The following is a 19900-nucleotide window of genomic DNA, read 5'->3' on the forward strand; positions in this document are numbered from 1 at the left end:
AAACCGTATGTGACCGGGGGGCATCGTGGCGGGCACTGGCGCGCAATCCTTGGGCCGAAGGCACGCGCCGGCATACCGGCGCGGGGCGTTCGAGGATAGAATGCGGCCGACGCCTGCCACCTGCCGCCTTGTCAACCGTGATGCATGCGGTGCTCGGACGACCCCCCTCGACATGGACGACTCTCCCCAGCGCGCGCCACTTTTGCCCTGTCATGCCAATCCCGCGACTACGCCGCCCGCCGGGGCGTTGCCCACGCATCTTGCCGCGATGCTCGATAGCGTCGCGGATGGCGTCATGTCGCTCGACCGCGAGTGGCGATTCGCCTACGTCAACCAGACCATGGAGCGCTGGCTCAAGCGCACCCGTACGGATCTCGACGGGCGCGGCATCTGGGAGTGCTATCCGGACCTGATTGGCTCGGCGTATTACCGGACGTTTCATGAGGCCGCTGCCAGCGGCGCATCACGCACCTGTACCGCCTACTATGCCCCGCTGGCATGCTGGTTCGAAGCGCGCGCCTTTCCCGATGCCAACGGCCTTACCGTGCTCTTTCGCGACGTCAGCCGCGAACGGCAGCAGTCGGCCCAGCTGGAATACCATGCCGACCACGACTACCTGACCGGCCTGCCGAACCGCCGGCGCTGCACGCAGGTGCTGGCGCGCGCGGTGGCGCAGGCGGCAGAGCAGGCTGCACAAGCCCAGGTGGCCGCGCTGCCCGCCGGCATGGAGGCGCAAGTGCCGCAAGCGGCTGGGGTGGTGGTGCTGTTCGTCGATCTCGACCGCTTCAAGGAAGTCAACGACGCCTTTGGCCATGCCGTGGGCGACACGTTGCTGTGCAAGGTCGCCGAACGTTTTCGCGCGCTGCTGGCGCCTTCGGCTTTTGTCGCGCGCGTCGGTGGCGACGAGTTCGTGTTCATCCTGCGCGACGCGCGGCCGGGACAGGCCGAGCGCTTTGCCGGCGCCATCCTGGCCGGCGTGTCGCAACCATTCCAGGTGGACGGCCACACGCTGCTGCTGGGTGCCAGCGTAGGGATCGCGCAGTGGCCCGAGGCTGGCGACACCGCTGACACGCTGTTGAACCACGCCGATGCCGCCATGTATGCGGCCAAGGCCGCGGGGCGTTTCCAGTTCCGCGTCTTCCACCTGGACCTTGCCCAAGGCTTGCGGCAGCGCCTGCAGCTGCGCGCCGACCTGCATGCCGCGATGGCTGACGACCAGCTGGTGCTTCACTTCCAGCCGCAGTGGTCGCTGCCGGATGGCAGGCTGGCGGGCGCGGAGGCGTTGTTGCGCTGGCAGCACCCAACGCGCGGCCTGCTGCCTCCCGCCGCCTTTCTCGATGTGCTGCTGGAGTCCCCGCTGGAGCCGGCGGTGGGGCTGTGGGTCATGCGCGCCGTGTGCCGCCAGATAGCGGCCTGGCGGCGTGCCGGCCTGACGGTGCCCAGGATCTCGCTCAACCTGTCAGCGCGGCAGCTGGTCATGCCTGGGCTGGCTGGCTTGCTGGCGGACCTTGCGCGCGAGCACGAGGTGCCGTGTGGGCTGCTGGATGTGGAGGTCACCGAGGACACCTTGATGACCGACCTCGACAGCGCCGCGGCGGCACTCGGCGAGCTCGGGCGCTGCGGCATCAGCGCCTCGCTGGACGATTTCGGCTCCGGTTACTCGAGCCTGGCCTACCTGACGCGCCTGCCGGTTGCGACACTCAAGATCGACAAATCGTTCGTTGCGGTCCTCGGCACTACGCCCGAGGCCCTGGCGGTCATTCGCGGGGTCATCGCGCTGGCGCGCTCGCTGGGCATGAGAACCCTGGCGGAAGGTGTGGAGACCCACATCCAGCAACGCTTGCTGGCCGAGGAGGGCTGCGACGCGGCGCAGGGCTACCTGCTCGGCCGGCCGATGCCGGCAACGGATTTCGCCGCGGTCATGGGCCAAGGCGCCGTGGCGCGGGGGGATTGACGCGGCGTGGCAACAGCCCCGCGGTGCCGCAAGCATGTGCCGTCCCGGAGGTGCATAATCGCTCACCGATACGTTGAGCCCTAGCCCGATTTCTCCTGCCTCAACATACATTCATGAACGGATGTATAATTTCGTAATGATTCGCTTGTCCCTAAGCGATTGTTGCGGAAATTGACCATGACTTACCGATTTATTGCCGGGTGCCTAAGCGCCTGGCTCGCGATCTGCGTGACCGCGGGCTGGGTGGTGGAACGCCTCTGGTCCTGAGTACGGGTGGTCGGCTTTGCCGCTGGGAGGTGGCAAGGTTTTCGCTAGGACTTGCCATTCTTCGCGGTAATTACCACCCACCATGCACATGACCATCGATAAGAAGAACGCCGGCCTTGCCCGTCGGCTTGCAACACGTATCAAGGCGCTTGGCGCCATGGCTGCCCTCGGCGCATGCGCTGCCGCGCACGCCGATCCCGCGGTGCACGTGGCCTTTGGCCGCGATCCCGGCCACAACATCGACAAGTACGAAGTTGGCGTGAACTGGGACTCCGGCTTTGCCTGGGGCAACCCGCAGGGCTGGCTGGCCAAGCTGCAGTGGGAGGCCGAACTGGCCGAATGGAACGCCCGCAGTGGCACCAATCACCAGAATGTGACCGAATTCGGCTTCTCGCCGATCCTGCGCGTGGAAAAGCGCGGCGGCTCGCTGGTGCCTTTCCTGGAAGCCTCCGTCGGCGTGCGCATGATGAGCCATAAGGCCACCTCCGACGAGCACCGCTCCGGCAGCCTGTTCCAGTTCTCCGACATGATCGGCGTGGGCATGGCCTTTGGCCCCAAGACCGCGTACGAAGCCGGCTTCCGCTACCAGCACGTCTCCAACGCCGGTATCAAGCAGCCCAATCCGGGCAGTGGTTTTTACACGGGTTACGTGCGTTATCGCTTCTGATCCTGCAAAAGTGGCTGGCTTGGCCTGAGGCCATGACGCTCAGGCCAGCCTGACCATGCCTGCGCGCGGGGCGCGGATGCCGCGGGAGATGGATTCCGTTTCCGCGCCTTGCGCCTGCCTGCTGCGCAGCGCGTCAAAAAACCGCCACAGCGCGGGTTCATCGCTGGTTGCCACGTTGAACCGTATCCACGGCGAGTCGCCTTCTTCCGGTTCAAAATAAGACCCCGGCGCCAGCCAGATGCCGTGCTCCAGCGCCAGCGTCGCCAGCCGGTTGCCCGACAGCGCGGCCTGGTCGCCGCCGTCTTCCGGCCGCATCCTTGCCCAGGCGAACATCCCGCCTTCCGGGCGCAGCATCACCTCCAGCCCGTGGGCTTCCATCTTCTCCGTGATCCGGTCCTGCTGGGCGCGCAGCCGTTCGGCCAGCGCCGCCACATGGCGGCCGTAGTGGCCGCTGGTCAGCACCGAGTACACCAGCCGCTCGGTTACTTCCGATGACGTCAGCCCCACAGCCATCTTGGTGCGGGCGAGTGCCTTGGCCAACTCCGGGCTGGCCGCGAGGTAGCCGACCCGCAGCGATGGCGTGATGGTCTTGGAAAACCCGTTGACGTAGATCACGTGCGAGAGCCCGTCCATGGCCGCCAGCATGGGTGAGCCGGGCGGCGCCAGCTCGCGGTAGATATCGTCCTCCACCACCAGCAGCCGGTACTGCTCGGCCAGTTGCAGCACGCGGTGCGCGTTCATGCTGGTGAGTGTGCCGCCGGTGGGGTTCTGCAGCACCGTGTTGACGAACAGCGCGCGTGGCGCGTGGGTGCGGATGGCGTGGTCGAGCGCGTCGGTGTCGAGCCCGCTGGCGGTGCGGCGCACGCCAACCACCTGCAAGCCGGCAAGGCGCAGGATCTGCAGCAGATTGCAGTAGCAGGGGTCTTCCACCAGCACGGTGTCGCCCGGGCGCAACAGCGTGCGGACCACCAGGTCCAGCGCTTGCGTGGCGCCCTGGGTCAGCACCACTTGCTGGGCCTGCACCGGCATGCCGTACTGGCTGAGCCCGGCGGCGATATGCTCGCGCAGCGCGGCGAAGCCGTACGGGTGGCCGTAGCCCGAGACCTGCGCGGCGGGCACCCGCGCCGCAGCGCGCATGGCCTGGTGCAGCCCTTCCTCGTTGAGCCAGTCGCCGGGCAACCAGCCCGCACCCGCCTTGATCGGCACCGAATGATCGGCGAACACATCCGACAGCAGCCACGCGGCGTTGAGCCCCGGCGCCTCCCAGCGTGCCGCCGGCGCCTGGCCGGCGGGGGCGTGGCGGTGTGCCACCGTGTAGCCCGAGCCCACCCGCGCGCTCAGGTAGCCCAGCGCGGTCAGGCGGCCGTAGGCCTCGGCCACGGTGAAGGTGCTGACCCCATGCTGCTGGGCAAAGCGCCGCACCGACGGCAGCGCCACGCCGGCGCGCAGCACGCGCCGGTCCACCAGGCTGGCGATGCCCGCCACGATCTGCTCGGTGAGGGTGTCGCCGCTGCGCCGGCTGCGGACAAGTTCGAGGTTGAGCATGCGTGACATGTAAGGATGGACCTGTACAGTTTAATGGCCGTACCGGTTCGGTGGGAAGCCTTATGGCGGCGCGGGGCTTTGCGGCGCTGCAACGTGAATCCGGCTGCTGGCGGGACTTTAGCCGCTGTGGTGAGCGAAGTGGCTGGATCCGCGGGTGCGATCTCCCGGCTTAGGTGTCTCTTGACCTGTACGGTTGTCTCACTCTTAACTGTACGGTAAGGCGAGGTTCTGCCGACCGTATATTCTTTAAGCCGGGCAGGGCCGCTACAGTGGCCGCATTCACCAGAATCACCTGACAACCCGGGCGGCGCCAGCCGCCGCCCAAGCCAATGCCAATTGCTCCTGAGGAGGATGTATGGATGCCGCCAAGACTGTGATCCCCGATCTCGATGCCCTGTGGATGCCGTTTACCGCCAACCGCCAGTACAAGGCGGCCCCGCGCCTGCTCGACTCCGCCAGCGGCATGTACTACACCTCGCATGACGGCCGCCAGATCCTCGACGGTTGCGCCGGCCTGTGGTGCGTCGCTGCCGGCCATTGCCGCCAGGAGATCGCGGACGCGGTCGCCCGCCAGGTGCAGACCCTGGACTACGCGCCGCCGTTCCAGATGAGCCACCCGCTCACCTTCGAGGCTGCCACCAAGGTGGCCGCCATCATGCCGGCCGGGCTGGACCGCATCTTCTTCACCAACTCGGGCTCGGAATCGGTCGACACCGCGCTGAAGATCGCGCTGGCGTATCACCGCGCCCGTGGCGAAGGCCAGCGCACCCGCGTGATCGGGCGTGAGCGCGGCTACCACGGCGTTGGCTTCGGCGGCATGGCGGTGGGCGGCATCGGCCCCAACCGCAAGGCCTTCTCGGCCAACCTGATGCCCGGCACGGACCACCTGCCGGCCACGCTGAATATTGCCGAGGCGGCTTACTCCAAAGGCCAGCCGACCTGGGGCGCGCACCTGGCCGACGACCTGGAACGCATCCTGGCGCTGCACGACCCGTCCAACGTCGCCGCCGTCATCGTCGAGCCGCTGGCCGGCTCGGCCGGCGTGCTGGTGCCGCCGGTGGGCTACCTGGAAAAGCTGCGCGAGATCACCAGCAAGCACGGCATCCTGCTGATCTTCGATGAGGTCATCACCGCCTTCGGCCGCCTGGGCGCGGCCACCGCCGCCGAGCGCTTCAAGGTCACGCCGGACCTGATCACCATGGCCAAGGCCATCAACAACGCAGCCGTGCCGATGGGCGCGGTGGCGGTGCGGCGCGAAGTGCACGACACCGTGGTCAACGCCGCGGCGCCGGGTGCCATCGAGTTCCTGCACGGCTATACCTATTCCGGCCACCCGCTGGCCATGGCCGCGGCCATCGCCACGCTGGATATCTACAAGAACGAGAACCTGTTCGGCCGGGCCGCCGAGTTGGCGCCGAAGTTCGAAGCCGCGGTGCATGCCGTGCGCGGCGCGCCCCACGTGAAGGACATCCGCAACCTCGGCATGGTCGCCGGCATCGAGCTGGAGCCGCGTCCCGGCCAGCCCGGCGCGCGTGGCTATGAGGCCTTCCTGAAATGCCTGGAGCGCGGCGTGCTGGTGCGCTTCACCGGCGACATCCTCGCTTTCTCGCCGCCGCTGATCATCACCGAGGCGCAGATCGAAGAGATGTTCGACACCGTGAAGAAGGTGCTGCAAGAACTGCAGTGATTACAGTGATTGCAGCGAATGCCGTGGCCGCAGAGACAAGACAAGGAACACTGACGTGAACATCGCAGAGAACCGGCAGATCGCCGACATTGCGCACTACATTGGCGGGACCGTGCGCGCCGCCTCGTCGGACCGGTTTGCCGACGTCTTCAACCCGGCCACGGGCGCCGTGGCCGGGCGCGTGGCGCTCGGCTCGGCGCAGGACGTGGATGCCGCTGTGGCTGCGGCCCACGCCGCGTTCCCGGCCTGGTCCGAGACCGCGCCGCTCAAGCGCGCGCGCATCCTGTTCAAGTTCAAGGAACTGCTCGACCGCCACCATGACGACCTCGCCGCGCTGATCACGCGCGAGCACGGCAAGGTGTTCTCCGATGCCAAGGGCGAAGTCACCCGCGGCGTGGAGATCGTTGAGTTTGCCTGCGGCATTCCCAACCTGCTCAAGACCGACTTCACCGACAACATCGGCGGCGGCATCGACAACTGGAACCTGCGCCAGCCGCTGGGCGTGGTGGCCGGCATCACGCCGTTCAACTTCCCGGTGATGGTGCCGATGTGGATGTTCCCGGTGGCGCTGGCCTGCGGCAATACCTTCGTGCTCAAGCCGTCCGAGCGCGATCCCTCGCCCTCGCTGTTGATTGCCGACCTGCTCAAGCAAGCCGGCTTGCCGGATGGCGTGTTCAATGTGGTGCAAGGCGGCAAGGAAGCCGTTGATGCGCTGCTGGCGCACAAGGACGTGCAGGCGCTGTCCTTCGTCGGCTCCACGCCGATCGCCGAGTACATCTACACCGAAGGCACCAAGCGCGGCAAGCGCGTGCAGGCCCTGGGCGGCGCCAAGAACCACCTGGTGGTGATGCCCGACGCCGACCTCGACCAGGCCGTGGACGCGCTGATCGGCGCTGCCTATGGCTCGGCCGGCGAGCGCTGCATGGCCATCTCGGTGGCCGTGGCGGTGGGCGATGTCGCCGACAAGCTGGTGCCGCGCCTGGCCGAACGCGCGCGGTCGCTGAAAATCCGCAACGGCATGGAAGACGATGCCGAGATGGGCCCGCTGGTGACCGCCGCGCACAAGGCCAAGGTAGAAGGCTATATCGCCAAGGGTGTGGAAGAGGGCGCCAAGCTGGTGGCCGACGGCCGCGGCCACAAGGTCGACGGGCACGAGAACGGCTTCTACGTGGGCGGCACGCTGTTCGACAACGTCACGCCGGACATGACCATCTACAAGGAAGAGATCTTCGGCCCGGTGCTGTCGGTGGTGCGCGTGCATGACCTGGCCGAAGCGGTGGACCTGATCAATGGCCACGAGTACGGCAACGGCGTGTCCTGCTACACCAGCGACGGCGGCGTGGCACGTGCGTTCTCGCGCCAGATCCAGGTGGGCATGGTGGGCATCAACGTGCCGATCCCGGTGCCGATGGCATGGCACTCGTTCGGCGGGTGGAAGCGCTCGCTGTTTGGCGATCACCATGCTTATGGTGAGGAAGGCATCCGCTTTTATACGCGGTACAAGAGCATCATGCAGCGCTGGCCGGACAGTATTGGGAAGGGGGCGGAGTTTACGATGCCGGTGGCTAAGTGAAGGGGTGGTCGGTGTTTCTTTGAGCGGCGATGGTTTTTGCACCCAAGGGCCATACGACATCCCCCTGCGGGGGCTGCCGGTCACTCTTCTTTGCGTCGGCAAAGAAGACTAACGAGAAGAAAGCCGACCCTGCCGGGCGCAGAGCAATAAGGCTGTCCGGCCTCGGTGGTTGCGTCGTACGGCCCGGAGTGCCGGTGGGCTTCTGCCGGTACCGGCTTGACCGGCCACGAACCTGCCAGCCTCCGGGATGCGTGGTGAGGCCCCCGGTGGCAGACATCACTTGCTTCAAGCCGTCTGTCGCTCGCGCAGTGGCCGGCCACGAAGTTGCACGCGCACCGGTTCCGTCGTGGGCGCGGTGGCACCGGGTTGATATGCCCGAGGCCCTGACCACCGCGCCCGCCCCACCACGAAACCAATGACGGGCGACGTGTCGTGGTGCTTCATGCCGGTAACGGCAGATGTGGGAATGGTCACCGTACACGAGGTCAGGGGCCCCACAACGAAACCCATGGGTCATGCCATTGCGATGCCCTACAAACCGGTGCCGGCAGATGCCAGCAGAACTGCGGCCGCACGACGAAACCAGTACCCCTCGCACCCGCGATTGCTCTGCTCCCGGCAGGGTCGGCTTTCTTCTCGTTAGTCTTCTTTGCCGATGCAAAGAAGAGTGACCGGCAGCCCCCGCAGGGGGATGTCGTATGGCTTTTGGGTTCAACAGCCATCGCCGCTAAAAGAAACAGCGACCAACACCGCGATCAACCAAAAAGTGACGAATCCGCCCACCCCATCACGCTAAAATACGCCGCTTTTCAAAGCCGCCCAGCGCGCCAGGAGTACCCACCGATGAGTCTGTTCCGCACCAAGAACATCGAGGCCATGCTGGCCGCCGCACGCGATGATGGCCTGAAAAAGGTGCTCGGTCCCGTCGACCTGATCCTGATGGGCATCGGCGCCATCATCGGCACCGGCATCTTCGTGCTGACGGGCACCGGCGCGCTCACGGCCGGCCCGGCGCTGACTGTCTCCTTCGTGATCGCCGCGCTCGCCTGCGGGTTTGCCGCGCTCTGCTACGCCGAGTTCGCGTCCGCGATCCCCGTCTCCGGCTCCATCTACACCTATAGCTACGCCACGCTCGGCGAGATCGTGGCGTGGATGATCGGCTGGGATCTGCTGCTTGAATATGGTCTTGCGACCTCGGCGGTGTCGGTGGGCTGGTCGGGCTATTTCCAGTCGCTGATGGCGGGCTTCGGCATTCACCTGCCGGTCATGCTTACCGCCGCACCTGGTGCTGTGCCGGGCGTGCAGACGCTGTTCAACCTGCCGGCTGCCGTGATCATGCTGCTGATCACCTGGGTCGTGTCCTACGGCGTGCGCGAGTCGGCGCGCTTGAACAACGTGATGGTGGCCATCAAGATTGCGGTGGTGCTGCTCTTTATCGGGGTGGGCGTGTGGCACGTCAAGCCGGCCAACTGGCATCCGTTCGCGCCGTTTGGGCTGGACGGCGTTTTCAATGCGGCCGCGCTGGTGTTCTTCGCTTTTATCGGTTTCGACGCGGTGACATCGGCGGCCGAGGAAGTGCGCAACCCGCGCCGCGACCTGCCGATCGGCATCATCGGCTCGCTGGCGGTCTGCACCGTGCTGTACGTGACGGTGGCGGCCATCATGACCGGCATCGTGCCTTTCGCCAAGTTTGCGGGCATCGATCATCCGGTATCGCTGGCGCTGCAGTACGCGGGCGAGAACTGGGTGGCGGGATTCGTCGATCTCGGCGCCATCCTGGGCATGACCACGGTGATCCTGGTGATGACCTTCGGCCAGACCCGCGTCATCTTTGCCATGTCGCGCGACGGGCTGCTGCCGGAGCGGCTGTCGAAGGTGCACCCGGTGCATGCCACGCCGTTCTTCGCCACATGGACGGTGGGCATCGTGTTTGCCTGCATTGCGGCTTTCGTGCCGCTCAATGTGCTGGCGGAGCTGATCAATATCGGCACGCTGTCCGCCTTCACGCTGATCTCGGTGGCGGTGCTGGTGCTGCGCAAGACGCGGCCGGATCTGCCGCGCGCTTTCCGCTGCCCGGGTGTGCCAGTGGTGCCGCTGCTGTCGGTGGGCTTTTGCCTGTTCCTGATGGCCCACCTGCAGGCGCTGACGTGGGTGGCGTTCCTGGCGTGGCTGGCGATTGGCCTTGCGATCTACTTCCTCTACGCGCGCCGCAACGCGGTGCTGCACGGCGGCGCCTGACGCCGCCTGCGCTTACCGTTCGCGCGCTCCGGCTTCCTGCAGGAAGGCCAGCGCGCGCGGCTCCTCGACAAAGGCGGAGTTGATGCGGATCCAGGCCGAGCCCTCGCCGCCCGGCCGGAAGTAATTGCCGGGCGCCAGTGTCACCCCATGCTGCTCGGCCAGGGTCACCAGCTCGCGCGAATCCTCGATTCCGCGCGTACGAGCCCACAGGAAATTGCCGCCCGCCGGCTCGCAATACACTTCCCAGCCGGCGTCACCCAGGTGCTGCACCGCGCGCGCGGTGGCCTGGCGCACGCGCAGCCGCAGCCGCTCCATGTATTTGCGGTAGGCGCCGCGCTCCAGCAGCGCCGCCGTCACGCTCTCCGCGAAATGCGAGCCCGCTACGCTGGTTAGCACCTTCACATCCACCAGGTCCTTCACCAGCGCCTTGTCGGCCACCAGGTAGCCGACGCGCAGCGAGGCCGACACCGTCTTGGAAAAGCCGCCGATGTAGATCACGTGCTCAAGCTGGTCCAGCGTGGCCAGCCGGTCGGTGTAGTTGGTCTGGAAGTCCGAGAAGATATCGTCCTCGACAAAACGGAAGCCGTGCCGGCGCGCCAGCTCCAGCAGGCGGAACGCCACCGGCGGCGAGAGGGTCGAGCCGGTCGGGTTCTGCAGCACGCTGTTGGTGAAGAACAACTTGGGCTTGTGCTCGCGCAGCAGCGCTTCGGCTGCGTCCGGGTCGGGGCCGTTGCGGGTTTGCGGCACCCCCACCAGCCGCACCCCGTGCAGGCGCAGCAGGCCGAACAGATTGTAGTAGCCGGGATCCTCCACGAACACCGCATCGCCTGGCTTGAGCAGGCGCCGCACCACCAGGTCCAGCGCCTGGCTGGCGCCCGTGGTGATCAGCACCTGCGGCAGCTCCGCCGCGATGCCGAGCTGCCGCACGCGGGTCAGCACGTGCTGGCGCAGCTCCGGGCTGCCCATCGGCGTGGCGTAGTGGATCACGCTGTTGATGTCGTTGCGCGAGACCTGGCGGATGGCCTGGGTCAGCCCTTCCACGTCGCGCCAGCTCTCGGGCACGAAGCCGCCCGCCAGCTTGAGCGTGGCGCTGGGATGGTTGAACTGCTCCAGGATATGGCCCGACAAATCCTCTGCCAGACGCGGGTCCGACCAGCCATTGGCGCCGCGCGCCAGCAGCGGGCTGTCCGCGACGAAGAAGCCCGACCCGTGGCGGGAATCGAGCAGGCCCTGCGACACCAGCCGGTCATAGGCCTCGATCACCGGGAAACGGCTGATGCCATGCTCCGCCGCGAGCTGTCGGATCGACGGCAGGCGCGCGCCGGGGCGCACCTCGCGCGCGCTGATCCAGGTCTTGACCTCGTTGACGATCTGGTCGGTCAGGGGCACGCCGGTGGCGGGAACGAGGGTTAGCTTCATCGGCAGGGTGCAGGGGGAAGTGTCAGGAAAAACTACTGAACAGTTCATGTCAAACTGTTCGCAACTGTTCATGGGATTGTAGTTTGCGCTGTGAATAATGGAAGGCATGCGGCGGAAGTGCCGGCACTGGCTGGGCCGGTGGGCACGAGAGACATGGCCGCCATGCAGAACAGGAGTGATGAAATGCGCGAACTAAGGATCTTCGAATTCGATGAACTGGGCCAGCCGGTGAGCTGGCGCGCCCGCGAAGGGCAGCGCGTGAAGGCAGTCGAAGGCCGCCTTTGGCTCACGGTGGAAGGCCACCACGCGGACATCTGGCTGCTGCCGGGGGCCGTCTTTGCGCTGCCTGCCGGCGCCCGGGTATGGTTGTCCGGCGAAAGCGAGGGCGCGCGCTTCACGCTGGCCGAGACGCCGGCCCCGTCGTCGTGGCGCTGGCTGGGCGGGCTGGCGAGTGCGCTGAAGCGCCGCTTTGGCGAGCGCGGTGCCTCCGGTGCCGGCCAGTGCCCGGAACCGGGCCTCTGAGAGGATCTCGGCCGGACCGCGCGCAGCGCGTGTCCGGTCATCCCGCTCCCATCCGTATTGGTAGAAGCCTGGCCAAGTGTCTGGTCGCGCGCTCTCCAGAATGCCGTTTGCCGGCATCGAACTCCCCCGATGCCTCGCTCCCTCCCTCCACATCGTCGCGCCAACTATGCGAGGATGTTCATATGGCTGGCCGCGCCGCGCGGCAATCAGCGCTGCCGTGGATTGATTGCCGTTAACGTAAACGTCATATAATCAAGCCGTTGCGCCGGCACCAGCCAGACCGCTCGCGTGTCAGATCCGAGCCGCCTCCAGAGCGGCAGCCATGGACGTCATGCGACCAGCCAGAACACCGAACATGGTGGAGACAATGACCGATCTTTCCGATGTGCAGAAGGGCGCTCAACCCGGCGCTCAACCGGGTGCTCCCCATCAGGCGCAGGGACCGAAAGGGCCCGTCAACAAGGTGCGCTTTGTCACCGCGGCCTCGCTGTTCGACGGCCACGACGCTTCCATCAACATCATGCGGCGCATCCTGCAGTCCTCGGGCTGCGAGGTGATCCATCTCGGGCATAACCGCTCAGTGGAAGAGGTGGTCAGCGCGGCCTTGCAGGAAGACGTGCAGGGCATCGCCATCTCCAGTTACCAGGGCGGCCACGTCGAGTATTTCAAGTACATGGTGGACCTGCTGCGCCAGCGCGGCGGCGAGCATATCCAGTTGTTCGGCGGCGGCGGCGGCGTGATCGTGGCGGACGAGATCCGCGAGTTGCAAGCCTACGGCGTGGCACGGATCTTCAGCCCGGAGGACGGCCAGCGCCTGGGCCTGGCGGGGATGATCGCCGACATGGTGCAGCGCTGCGATATCGACCTGGCGCGCTATGCCCCCACCACGCTCGATGCGATGAAAGGCGGCGACCGCCGCGCGCTCGCGCAGCTGATCACGGCACTGGAAAACGGCAAGGCGGATCCCGCGCTGGCCGACGCCCTGCGCGCCGAGGCGGCCAAGGTGAAGACGCCCGTGCTCGGCATCACCGGCACGGGCGGCGCGGGCAAATCCTCGCTGACCGATGAGCTGATCCGCCGCATCCGGCTGGACCAGCGCGATGCGCTATCCATCGCGGTGATCTCGATCGACCCGTCGCGCCGCAAGTCCGGCGGCGCGCTGCTGGGCGACCGCATCCGCATGAACGCGATCAACGATCCGCACATCTTCATGCGCTCGATGGCCACGCGCGAGGCCGGCTCGGAGATCTCGCGGGCGCTGCCCGATGTGCTGGCGGCCTGCAAGGTGGCCGGCTTCGACCTGATCATCGTCGAGACCTCGGGCATCGGGCAGGGAGACGCGGCCATCGTTGCGCACGTGGACCTGTCGCTCTACGTSATGACACCCGAGTTCGGCGCGGCCAGCCAGCTCGAGAAGATCGACATGCTGGACTTCGCGGATTTTGTCGCCATCAACAAGTTCGACCGCAAGGGCGCGCAGGACGCGTGGCGCGACGTGGCCAAGCAGGTGCAGCGCAACCGCGAGCAGTGGCATGCCAAGCCCGAGGAGATGCCGGTGTACGGCACCCAGGCGTCGCGCTTTAACGACGACGGCGTGACCATGCTCTACCAGGGCCTGCGCGAAGCGCTGTGCGCGCGCGGCATGTGTGCGCCGGCCGGCGTGCTGCCGCAGTTGAGCGGACGCGTCTCCACCGGCCAGAACGTGATCGTCCCGCCGGCGCGCAACCGCTATCTGGCCGAGATCGCCGACACGGTGCGCGCTTATCATCGCCGCGTGGACGCGCAGAGCCGGCTGGCGCGCGAGCGCCAGCAACTGCGCGAGGCGCGCCGCATGCTGCTGGCGGCCTCCGGTCAAGAGGACCAGGGCGAAGCGCTGCAGGCGCTCGCCGCCGAGCGCGACGCCGCGCTCGGCGCACAGGAGCGCAAGCTGCTGGCGATGTGGCCGGAGATGCGCAAGGCTTACAGCGGCGACGAATACGTGGTGAAGATCCGCGACAAGGAAATCCGTACCGCGCTCACCACCACGACCTTGTCCGGCACCACGGTGCGCAAGGTGGTGCTGCCGCGCTTCGAGGACGATGGCGAAGTGCTCAAGTGGCTGCTGTGCGAGAACGTGCCTGGCAGCTTCCCTTACACCGCCGGTGTGTTCGCCTTCAAGCGCGAGAACGAAGACCCCACCCGCATGTTTGCCGGCGAGGGCGATGCCTTTCGCACCAACCGCCGCTTCAAGCTGGTCTCCGAGGGCCTGGATGCCAAGCGCCTGTCCACCGCCTTCGATTCGGTCACGCTGTACGGCGAGGACCCGCACACCCGCCCGGACATCTACGGCAAGGTCGGCAACTCGGGTGTGTCGATCGCCACGCTCGACGACATGAAGGTGCTGTACGACGGCTTCGATCTCACCAGCCCGTCGACCTCGGTGTCGATGACCATCAACGGGCCCGCGCCCACCATCCTGGCGATGTTCATGAACACCGCCATCGACCAGCAGCTCGACAAGTTCCGCGCCGACAACAACCGAGAGCCCACCGCCGGCGAGGAAGCCAAGATCCGCGCGTGGGTGCTGCAGAACGTGCGCGGCACGGTGCAGGCCGACATCCTCAAGGAAGACCAGGGCCAGAACACCTGCATCTTCTCGACCGAGTTCTCGCTCAAGGTGATGGGCGATATCCAGGCGTACTTTGTCCATCACCAGGTGCGCAATTTCTACTCGGTGTCGATCTCCGGCTATCACATCGCGGAGGCGGGAGCGAACCCGATCTCGCAACTGGCGTTCACGCTGTCCAACGGCTTCACCTATGTGGAGGCGTACCTGGCGCGCGGCATGCATATCGATGACTTCGCGCCCAACCTGTCGTTCTTCTTCTCCAACGGCATGGACCCGGAATACAGCGTGCTGGGCCGCGTGGCGCGCCGCATCTGGGCGGTGACGCTGCGCGACAAGTACGGCGCCAATGAACGCAGCCAGAAGCTCAAGTACCACATCCAGACTTCCGGGCGCTCGCTGCACGCGCAGGAGATCGACTTCAACGATATCCGCACCACGCTGCAGGCGCTGATCGCCATCTACGACAACTGCAATTCGCTGCACACCAACGCGTACGACGAAGCCATCACGACGCCCACCGGCGAGTCGGTGCGCCGCGCGCTGGCGATCCAGCTCATCATCAACCGCGAGTGGGGCGTGGCCAAATGCGAGAACCCCAACCAGGGCAGCTTCCTGATCGATGAGCTGACCGACCTGGTGGAAGACGCGGTGATGCAGGAGTTCGAGCGCATCGCCGAGCGCGGCGGTGTGCTCGGCGCGATGGAGACGGGCTACCAGCGAGGCAAGATCCAGGATGAGTCGCTGTACTACGAGCAGCGCAAGCATGACGGCACGCTGCCCATCATCGGCGTCAATACGTTCCGCAATCCCAATGGCGACGCTACGCCGCCATCGCTCGAACTGGCGCGTTCCAGCGAAGAGGAGAAGCAGGGACAACTTGCGCGGCTGGCGGACTTCCACGCCCGTCATGCGGATGCGGCGCCGGCCATGCTGCAGCGGCTGCGCCAGGCTGTGATCGACAACGACAATGTGTTTGCGGTGCTGATGGATGCGGTGCGCGTGTGCTCGCTCGGGCAGGTCACGCATGCATTGTTCGAGGTAGGAGGCCAGTACCGCCGCAATATGTGATCCGTCCGCCAGGGGCTGTCTCGTGCGAGGTCCCTGCGTTAAACTTGGCGTTTGCGCCAGCCGCGTCGCCTTGCTGGCAGCGAGCGCCAGCGAAGATCAAGACCAAGACCAATCAGGAGTACCGTGTACGATCCCAACAATATCTTCGCCCGCATCCTGCGTGGCGAATTGCCTTGCAACAAGGTGTATGAAGACGCCGACACCATGGCCTTCATGGACATCATGCCGCAGTCGGATGGCCACGTGCTGGTCGTGACCAAGGAACCCGCCGCCGAGTTGTTCGACCTTTCCGACGCTGGCGCCGAAGCCGCCATCCGCACCACCAAGCGCGTCGCCCGCGCGGTGCGCGCCGCCTTCTCGCCGGACGGCATCTCGATCGGCCAGTTCAACGGCGCCGCTGCGGGCCAGACCGTGCCGCACGTGCATTTCCACATCGTGCCGCGCTACGCCGAGCGCACCCTGCGCGGCCACGGCAGCGACATGCAGGATCCGGAAATCCTCAGCCAGCACGCCGAGCGCATCATTGCCGCGCTGCGCGAAGCCTGACCAGATACATTGGTGCGCCGTGACTGCAGCGCGCCACGCCAGAATCAAGCAACCAGCAACAAGGAAGACAAGATGGGAATCAGGACAGTGGGCATCGTAGGCGCCGGCACCATGGGCAACGGCATCGCGCAAGCGTGCGCCGTGGTGGGCCTGGACGTGGTGATGGTGGACATCAGCGACGCAGCGGTGAACAAAGGCATCGCCACCGTCGGCAGCAGCCTGGATCGCCTGATCAAGAAAGACAAGATCAGCGAAGCCGACAAGGACGCCGCACTCGCGCGCATCAAGGGCTCCACGTCCTATGATGCGCTCAAGGCCGCCGACATCGTGATCGAAGCCGCTACCGAGAACTTCGACCTCAAGGTCAAGATCCTCAAGCAGATCGACAGCATCGTCGGCGACAACGTGATCGTSGCGTCSAACACCTCGTCGATCTCGATCACCAAGCTGGCCGCCGTCACCAGCCGCCCGGGCAACTTCATCGGCATGCACTTCTTCAACCCGGTGCCGATGATGGCCCTGGTGGAGCTGATCCGCGGCCTGCAGACCAGCGATGCCACGCACGCGCTGGTGGAAGAACTGTCGAAGAACCTCGGCAAGTACCCGATCACCGTGAAGAACAACCCGGGCTTCGTGGTCAACCGGATTCTCTGCCCGATGATCAACGAGGCGTTCTGCGTACTGGGCGAAGGCCTGGCGTCGCCGGAAGAAATCGACGAAGGCATGAAGCTGGGTTGCAACCACCCGATCGGCCCGCTGGCGCTGGCTGACATGATCGGCCTGGATACGATGCTGGCGGTGATGGAGGTGCTGTACACCGAATTTGCCGACCCGAAATACCGCCCGGCCATGCTGATGCGCGAAATGGTGGCGGCGGGCTATCTCGGCCGCAAGACGGGCCGCGGTGTGTACGTCTACAGCAAGTGACATTGAAGCAGTAAAAGGCTGAAAGTCCGCCTTCCCCAAAGGCGGGGGGAGCCAAGAAAGCTGGCAACGGAGCGATCCGTCGCCAGCTTTTTTTGTTCCCGGAACGCCCCGGCCTGCGGGGTTCTCCAGCCTGTCGCGATCAATGAAAACTGCCTCTTGCAGCTCCCGGCTATTTGCTGTCTGCCTGAATTTTTAAATAAGAATCGATATCAATTTCCATTTAATAGAACGATCGTATTAAAAAATATTGTCAAGCTTGTGGTAACGAAAAATCCGACAAATGCCAGGTGAAATCCATTTCGATCAAGGTAAAGAGCCAGATGAATGCCTTATTTATCCCTAATCGCTAAAGATTTGTATAGACATTTCCGTAAACGCTGATATGCACTACGCGCCGCCGCAGTCGTGGCACTGCCTGTGCGTCGCGCGTGCTTTGGAAAACCGATGGGGAATCTTTATGCGCAACAACCAACCCGTCTCGCAGCGCGAATACGAACTGCCTGAGAATGCGACGCTGATGTCGACCACTGACACCGAAAGCCGCATTGCCTATGCCAACGCGGCCTTCGTCGATGTCAGCGGTTTCACACGTGAGGAAATCCAGGGCCAGCCCCACAATATCGTGCGGCACCCGGATATGCCGGCCGAGGCCTTCGCCGATATGTGGGCCACGCTCAAGAGCGGCCAGCCCTGGACAGCGCTGGTGAAGAACCGGCGCAAGGACGGCGACCATTACTGGGTACGCGCCAATGCCATGCCGCTAGTGCGCAATGGCAAGCCGGTGGGGTACATGTCGGTGCGCACCAAGCCCTCGCGCGAGGAGATTGACGCCGCCGGGCAGCTCTACCAGGACTTTCGCGAGGGTAGTGCGGGCCAACGGCGTTTTCACAAGGGTCTGATCATTCAGGGCAGCTGGAAGCGGTGGGCGTCGGCCTTCAAGACCATGCCGGTGCGCTGGCGCATCCGCAGTGCCCTGGCAACCTTGCTGCCGGCCTCGGTCATTGGTGCCGCGGCGCTCGGCATGAGCGGGATGCCGCTGGCCGGCCTGGGCGGCATCGTCGCCGCCATGTTGCTGCTGGTCTCCGGCTGGCTGGAGGCGCAGATCTCGCGGCCGTTGGAGCGGGTCATGGCACAGGCCCTGCGCGTGGCGTCCGGCGAAAGCCAGCAGGTCGAACATATGGACCGCGTGGACGAGATCGGCATGACGCTGCGCACGATCAGCCAGCTTGGCCTGATGTTCCGCTGGCTGATCGACGATGTGAGCGAGCAGGTGCTGAACGTGCAAGGCGCAAGCGGCGAGATCGCGCAGGGCAATAGCGACCTGAGCGTGCGTACCGAGCAGGCGGCATCCAACGTACAGGATACGGCGTCGTCGATGACGCAGATGACGGCCACGGTCAAGAGCAATGCCGAGACCGCGGCGCAGGCAAACGAGTTGTCCGGCTCCGCCAGTACCGAGGCGGCCAAGGGCGGCAAGGCGATGTCGCAGGTGGTGGCGACCATGGAGGAAATCAGCAGCAGCTCGAAGCGGATCGGCGACATCATCAGCGTGATCGACGGCATCGCCTTCCAGACCAATATCCTTGCGCTGAATGCCGCGGTGGAAGCCGCGCGGGCCGGGGAACAGGGCAGGGGCTTTGCGGTGGTGGCCGGCGAGGTGCGCGGGCTCGCGCAGCGCAGCGCCAGCGCGGCCAAGGAGATCAAGGCGCTGATCGGCGCCAGCGTGGAAAAGGTCGACTCGGGCGCGCAACTGGTCAACGACGCCGGCCAGACCATGGACAACATCGTGGCCCAGGTCAGGCGCGTCTCCGACCTGATCGCCGAGATCAGCCTGGCTACGTCCGAGCAGAGCGCGGGCATCAGCCAGGTTGGCGATGCCATCGGCGACCTCGACCGCATCACCCAGCAAAACGCGGCGCTGGTGGAGCAGAGCGCGGCCGCCGCACAGAGCCTGAAACAACAGGCCAACCGGCTGGTGGAAGCGGTCAGCGTATTCCGTTGACCGCGCGCCACGCCGCATCGGGCTATGCCGCAAGGTGGCTGCGAGGGGCGTGGCGGCCCTACTCGCCGTACTGCCGCAGCCCTTCCAGGTCCAATACCTCGATCACGCCATAGTCGACCTTCACCAGTCCCTGTTGCTCCAGCACCTTCAGCGCCTGGTTGGCCCGCTGCCGCGATATGCCCGCCAGCAGTCCGATTTCTTCCTGCGAAATCTCCAGCGTGGTTCCCAGGCCAGGGTACAGGTGTTGATTGAACAGCGACGACACGGCGCGCGCCACACGCGAATCGATATCTAGCAGCCGCTCGTATTCCACGGCGGCAATGAACTGTCCCAGCCGCTCATTGAACTGCGTCAGCAGGAACCGCGTGAACGGCAAGCTGGTATCCAGCAACCACTGAAAAGTCTCGCGCGGCAGGAACGCAATGCGCGAGCGCCGCAGCGCCATCACATCGTATTTGCGGATTTCACCCTTGAGCACGGCGCCTTCGCCAAACCAGCCCCCCGTAGGCACGCCGGTGAATGTGACCGACTTGCCGGACGGCGATACGGTAGTGATCTTGACGATCCCTTCCAGCACACCCAGCCAGTGTTCCGCCATATCGCCTTTATGGCAGACATAGTCGCCCTGGCTATATTCGCGCACGCACATGGCGCGGCGGACGATGTCGCGTTGTTCTTCGCTGAGGTCGGCTGCCCACACGCAGCGGTCGACGAAATCGTTGAGCATGACCTGGGAACCTTCCCGTAGGGATTAACCCGGAATTGTCATCGGCGTGACAACCGGGGGAAATGGCATGGACTATCTTACGATCACCACGAACCGCGAATGCGCGCCAGGACAGGCGCGGCGGGCTTGTTGCGTCGCGGCACAAACACC

Annotated in this window: 13 protein-coding genes; 10 read left to right on the forward strand and 3 right to left on the reverse strand. The window is 65.6% G+C overall.

Annotation, left to right across the window (positions count from 1 at the left end; all coding sequences use genetic code 11):
- Positions 1 to 172: 172 nt before the first annotated feature.
- Both AC1DQR_RS04815 and AC1DQR_RS04820 read left to right on the forward strand, forming a co-directional pair.
- Entirely contained in the window at positions 173 to 1954 is a 1782-nt protein-coding gene (locus AC1DQR_RS04815; protein WP_416050334.1) for a sensor domain-containing protein, read from the forward strand.
- 355 nt (positions 1955 to 2309) lie between these two features.
- Positions 2310 to 2888 (forward strand): acyloxyacyl hydrolase, encoded by a 579-nt coding sequence (locus AC1DQR_RS04820; RefSeq protein WP_174428041.1) that lies wholly within the window; start codon positions 2310 to 2312, stop codon positions 2886 to 2888.
- 39 nt (positions 2889 to 2927) lie between these two features.
- On the opposite strand, the gene AC1DQR_RS04825 is transcribed toward AC1DQR_RS04820, so the two are convergent.
- Positions 2928 to 4433 carry an aminotransferase-like domain-containing protein gene (locus AC1DQR_RS04825; RefSeq protein ID WP_477132656.1) on the reverse strand — a complete coding sequence of 502 codons (1506 nt, stop codon included), beginning with the start codon at positions 4431 to 4433 and terminating at the stop codon, positions 2928 to 2930.
- 355 nt (positions 4434 to 4788) lie between these two features.
- On the opposite strand from AC1DQR_RS04825, the gene aptA reads away from it, so the two are divergent.
- The 3 genes from aptA (at position 4789) to AC1DQR_RS04840 (ending at position 9931) form a co-directional block, all read left to right on the forward strand.
- Positions 4789 to 6120: an omega-aminotransferase AptA gene (gene aptA / locus AC1DQR_RS04830; RefSeq protein ID WP_183032005.1), complete on the forward strand. Its 1332-nt coding sequence runs from the start codon at positions 4789 to 4791 to the stop codon at positions 6118 to 6120.
- 55 nt (positions 6121 to 6175) lie between these two features.
- The gene (locus AC1DQR_RS04835; protein ID WP_416050335.1) at positions 6176 to 7693 is read left to right on the forward strand and encodes a CoA-acylating methylmalonate-semialdehyde dehydrogenase; all 1518 of its coding nucleotides are present in this window, start codon (positions 6176 to 6178) and stop codon (positions 7691 to 7693) included.
- A gap of 843 nt (positions 7694 to 8536) precedes the next feature.
- Positions 8537 to 9931: an amino acid permease gene (locus AC1DQR_RS04840; protein WP_477132621.1), complete on the forward strand. Its 1395-nt coding sequence runs from the start codon at positions 8537 to 8539 to the stop codon at positions 9929 to 9931.
- Between the two features lie 12 nt (positions 9932 to 9943).
- Here the strand turns inward: AC1DQR_RS04840 and AC1DQR_RS04845 are convergent, their stop codons facing one another.
- The gene (locus AC1DQR_RS04845; RefSeq protein ID WP_477132622.1) at positions 9944 to 11350 is read right to left on the reverse strand and encodes an aminotransferase-like domain-containing protein; all 1407 of its coding nucleotides are present in this window, start codon (positions 11348 to 11350) and stop codon (positions 9944 to 9946) included.
- 183 nt (positions 11351 to 11533) lie between these two features.
- Here AC1DQR_RS04845 and AC1DQR_RS04850 point away from each other — a divergent pair, with 183 nt between their 5' ends.
- The 5 genes from AC1DQR_RS04850 (at position 11534) to AC1DQR_RS04870 (ending at position 19023) form a co-directional block, all read left to right on the forward strand.
- Positions 11534 to 11872, forward strand: coding sequence for a DUF2917 domain-containing protein (locus AC1DQR_RS04850; RefSeq protein WP_416050337.1), 339 nt, complete (start codon positions 11534 to 11536; stop codon positions 11870 to 11872).
- 367 nt (positions 11873 to 12239) lie between these two features.
- Positions 12240 to 15548, forward strand: coding sequence for a fused isobutyryl-CoA mutase/GTPase IcmF (icmF, locus tag AC1DQR_RS04855; protein ID WP_477132623.1), 3309 nt, complete (start codon positions 12240 to 12242; stop codon positions 15546 to 15548).
- A gap of 111 nt (positions 15549 to 15659) precedes the next feature.
- Positions 15660 to 16094, forward strand: coding sequence for an HIT family protein (locus AC1DQR_RS04860; RefSeq protein WP_416050427.1), 435 nt, complete (start codon positions 15660 to 15662; stop codon positions 16092 to 16094).
- A 72-nt stretch (positions 16095 to 16166) separates the two neighbouring features.
- Positions 16167 to 17021: a 3-hydroxybutyryl-CoA dehydrogenase gene (locus AC1DQR_RS04865; RefSeq protein ID WP_150989583.1), complete on the forward strand. Its 855-nt coding sequence runs from the start codon at positions 16167 to 16169 to the stop codon at positions 17019 to 17021.
- 457 nt (positions 17022 to 17478) lie between these two features.
- Entirely contained in the window at positions 17479 to 19023 is a 1545-nt protein-coding gene (locus AC1DQR_RS04870) for a methyl-accepting chemotaxis protein (RefSeq protein WP_477132624.1), read from the forward strand.
- Between the two features lie 58 nt (positions 19024 to 19081).
- Here the strand turns inward: AC1DQR_RS04870 and AC1DQR_RS04875 are convergent, their stop codons facing one another.
- Positions 19082 to 19750: a Crp/Fnr family transcriptional regulator gene (locus AC1DQR_RS04875; protein ID WP_416050340.1), complete on the reverse strand. Its 669-nt coding sequence runs from the start codon at positions 19748 to 19750 to the stop codon at positions 19082 to 19084.
- Between the last annotated feature and the right edge of the window lie 150 nt (positions 19751 to 19900).

This window comes from Cupriavidus sp. 05L411 (assembly GCF_056398045.1).

Bases quoted from the DNA above. Each gene is read 5' to 3' on its own strand.
- aptA (WP_183032005.1), top strand. From the start codon at position 4,789: ATGGATGCCGCCAAGACTGTGATCCCCGATCTCGATGCCCTGTGGATG.
- AC1DQR_RS04845 (WP_477132622.1), bottom strand. From the start codon at position 11,350: ATGAAGCTAACCCTCGTTCCCGCCACCGGCGTGCCCCTGACCGACCAG.
- AC1DQR_RS04840 (WP_477132621.1), top strand. From the start codon at position 8,537: ATGAGTCTGTTCCGCACCAAGAACATCGAGGCCATGCTGGCCGCCGCA.
- AC1DQR_RS04825 (WP_477132656.1), bottom strand. From the start codon at position 4,433: ATGCTCAACCTCGAACTTGTCCGCAGCCGGCGCAGCGGCGACACCCTC.
- AC1DQR_RS04875 (WP_416050340.1), bottom strand. From the start codon at position 19,750: ATGCTCAACGATTTCGTCGACCGCTGCGTGTGGGCAGCCGACCTCAGC.
- AC1DQR_RS04815 (WP_416050334.1), top strand. From the start codon at position 173: ATGGACGACTCTCCCCAGCGCGCGCCACTTTTGCCCTGTCATGCCAAT.
- AC1DQR_RS04820 (WP_174428041.1), top strand. From the start codon at position 2,310: ATGACCATCGATAAGAAGAACGCCGGCCTTGCCCGTCGGCTTGCAACA.
- AC1DQR_RS04870 (WP_477132624.1), top strand. From the start codon at position 17,479: ATGCGCAACAACCAACCCGTCTCGCAGCGCGAATACGAACTGCCTGAG.
- AC1DQR_RS04850 (WP_416050337.1), top strand. From the start codon at position 11,534: ATGCGCGAACTAAGGATCTTCGAATTCGATGAACTGGGCCAGCCGGTG.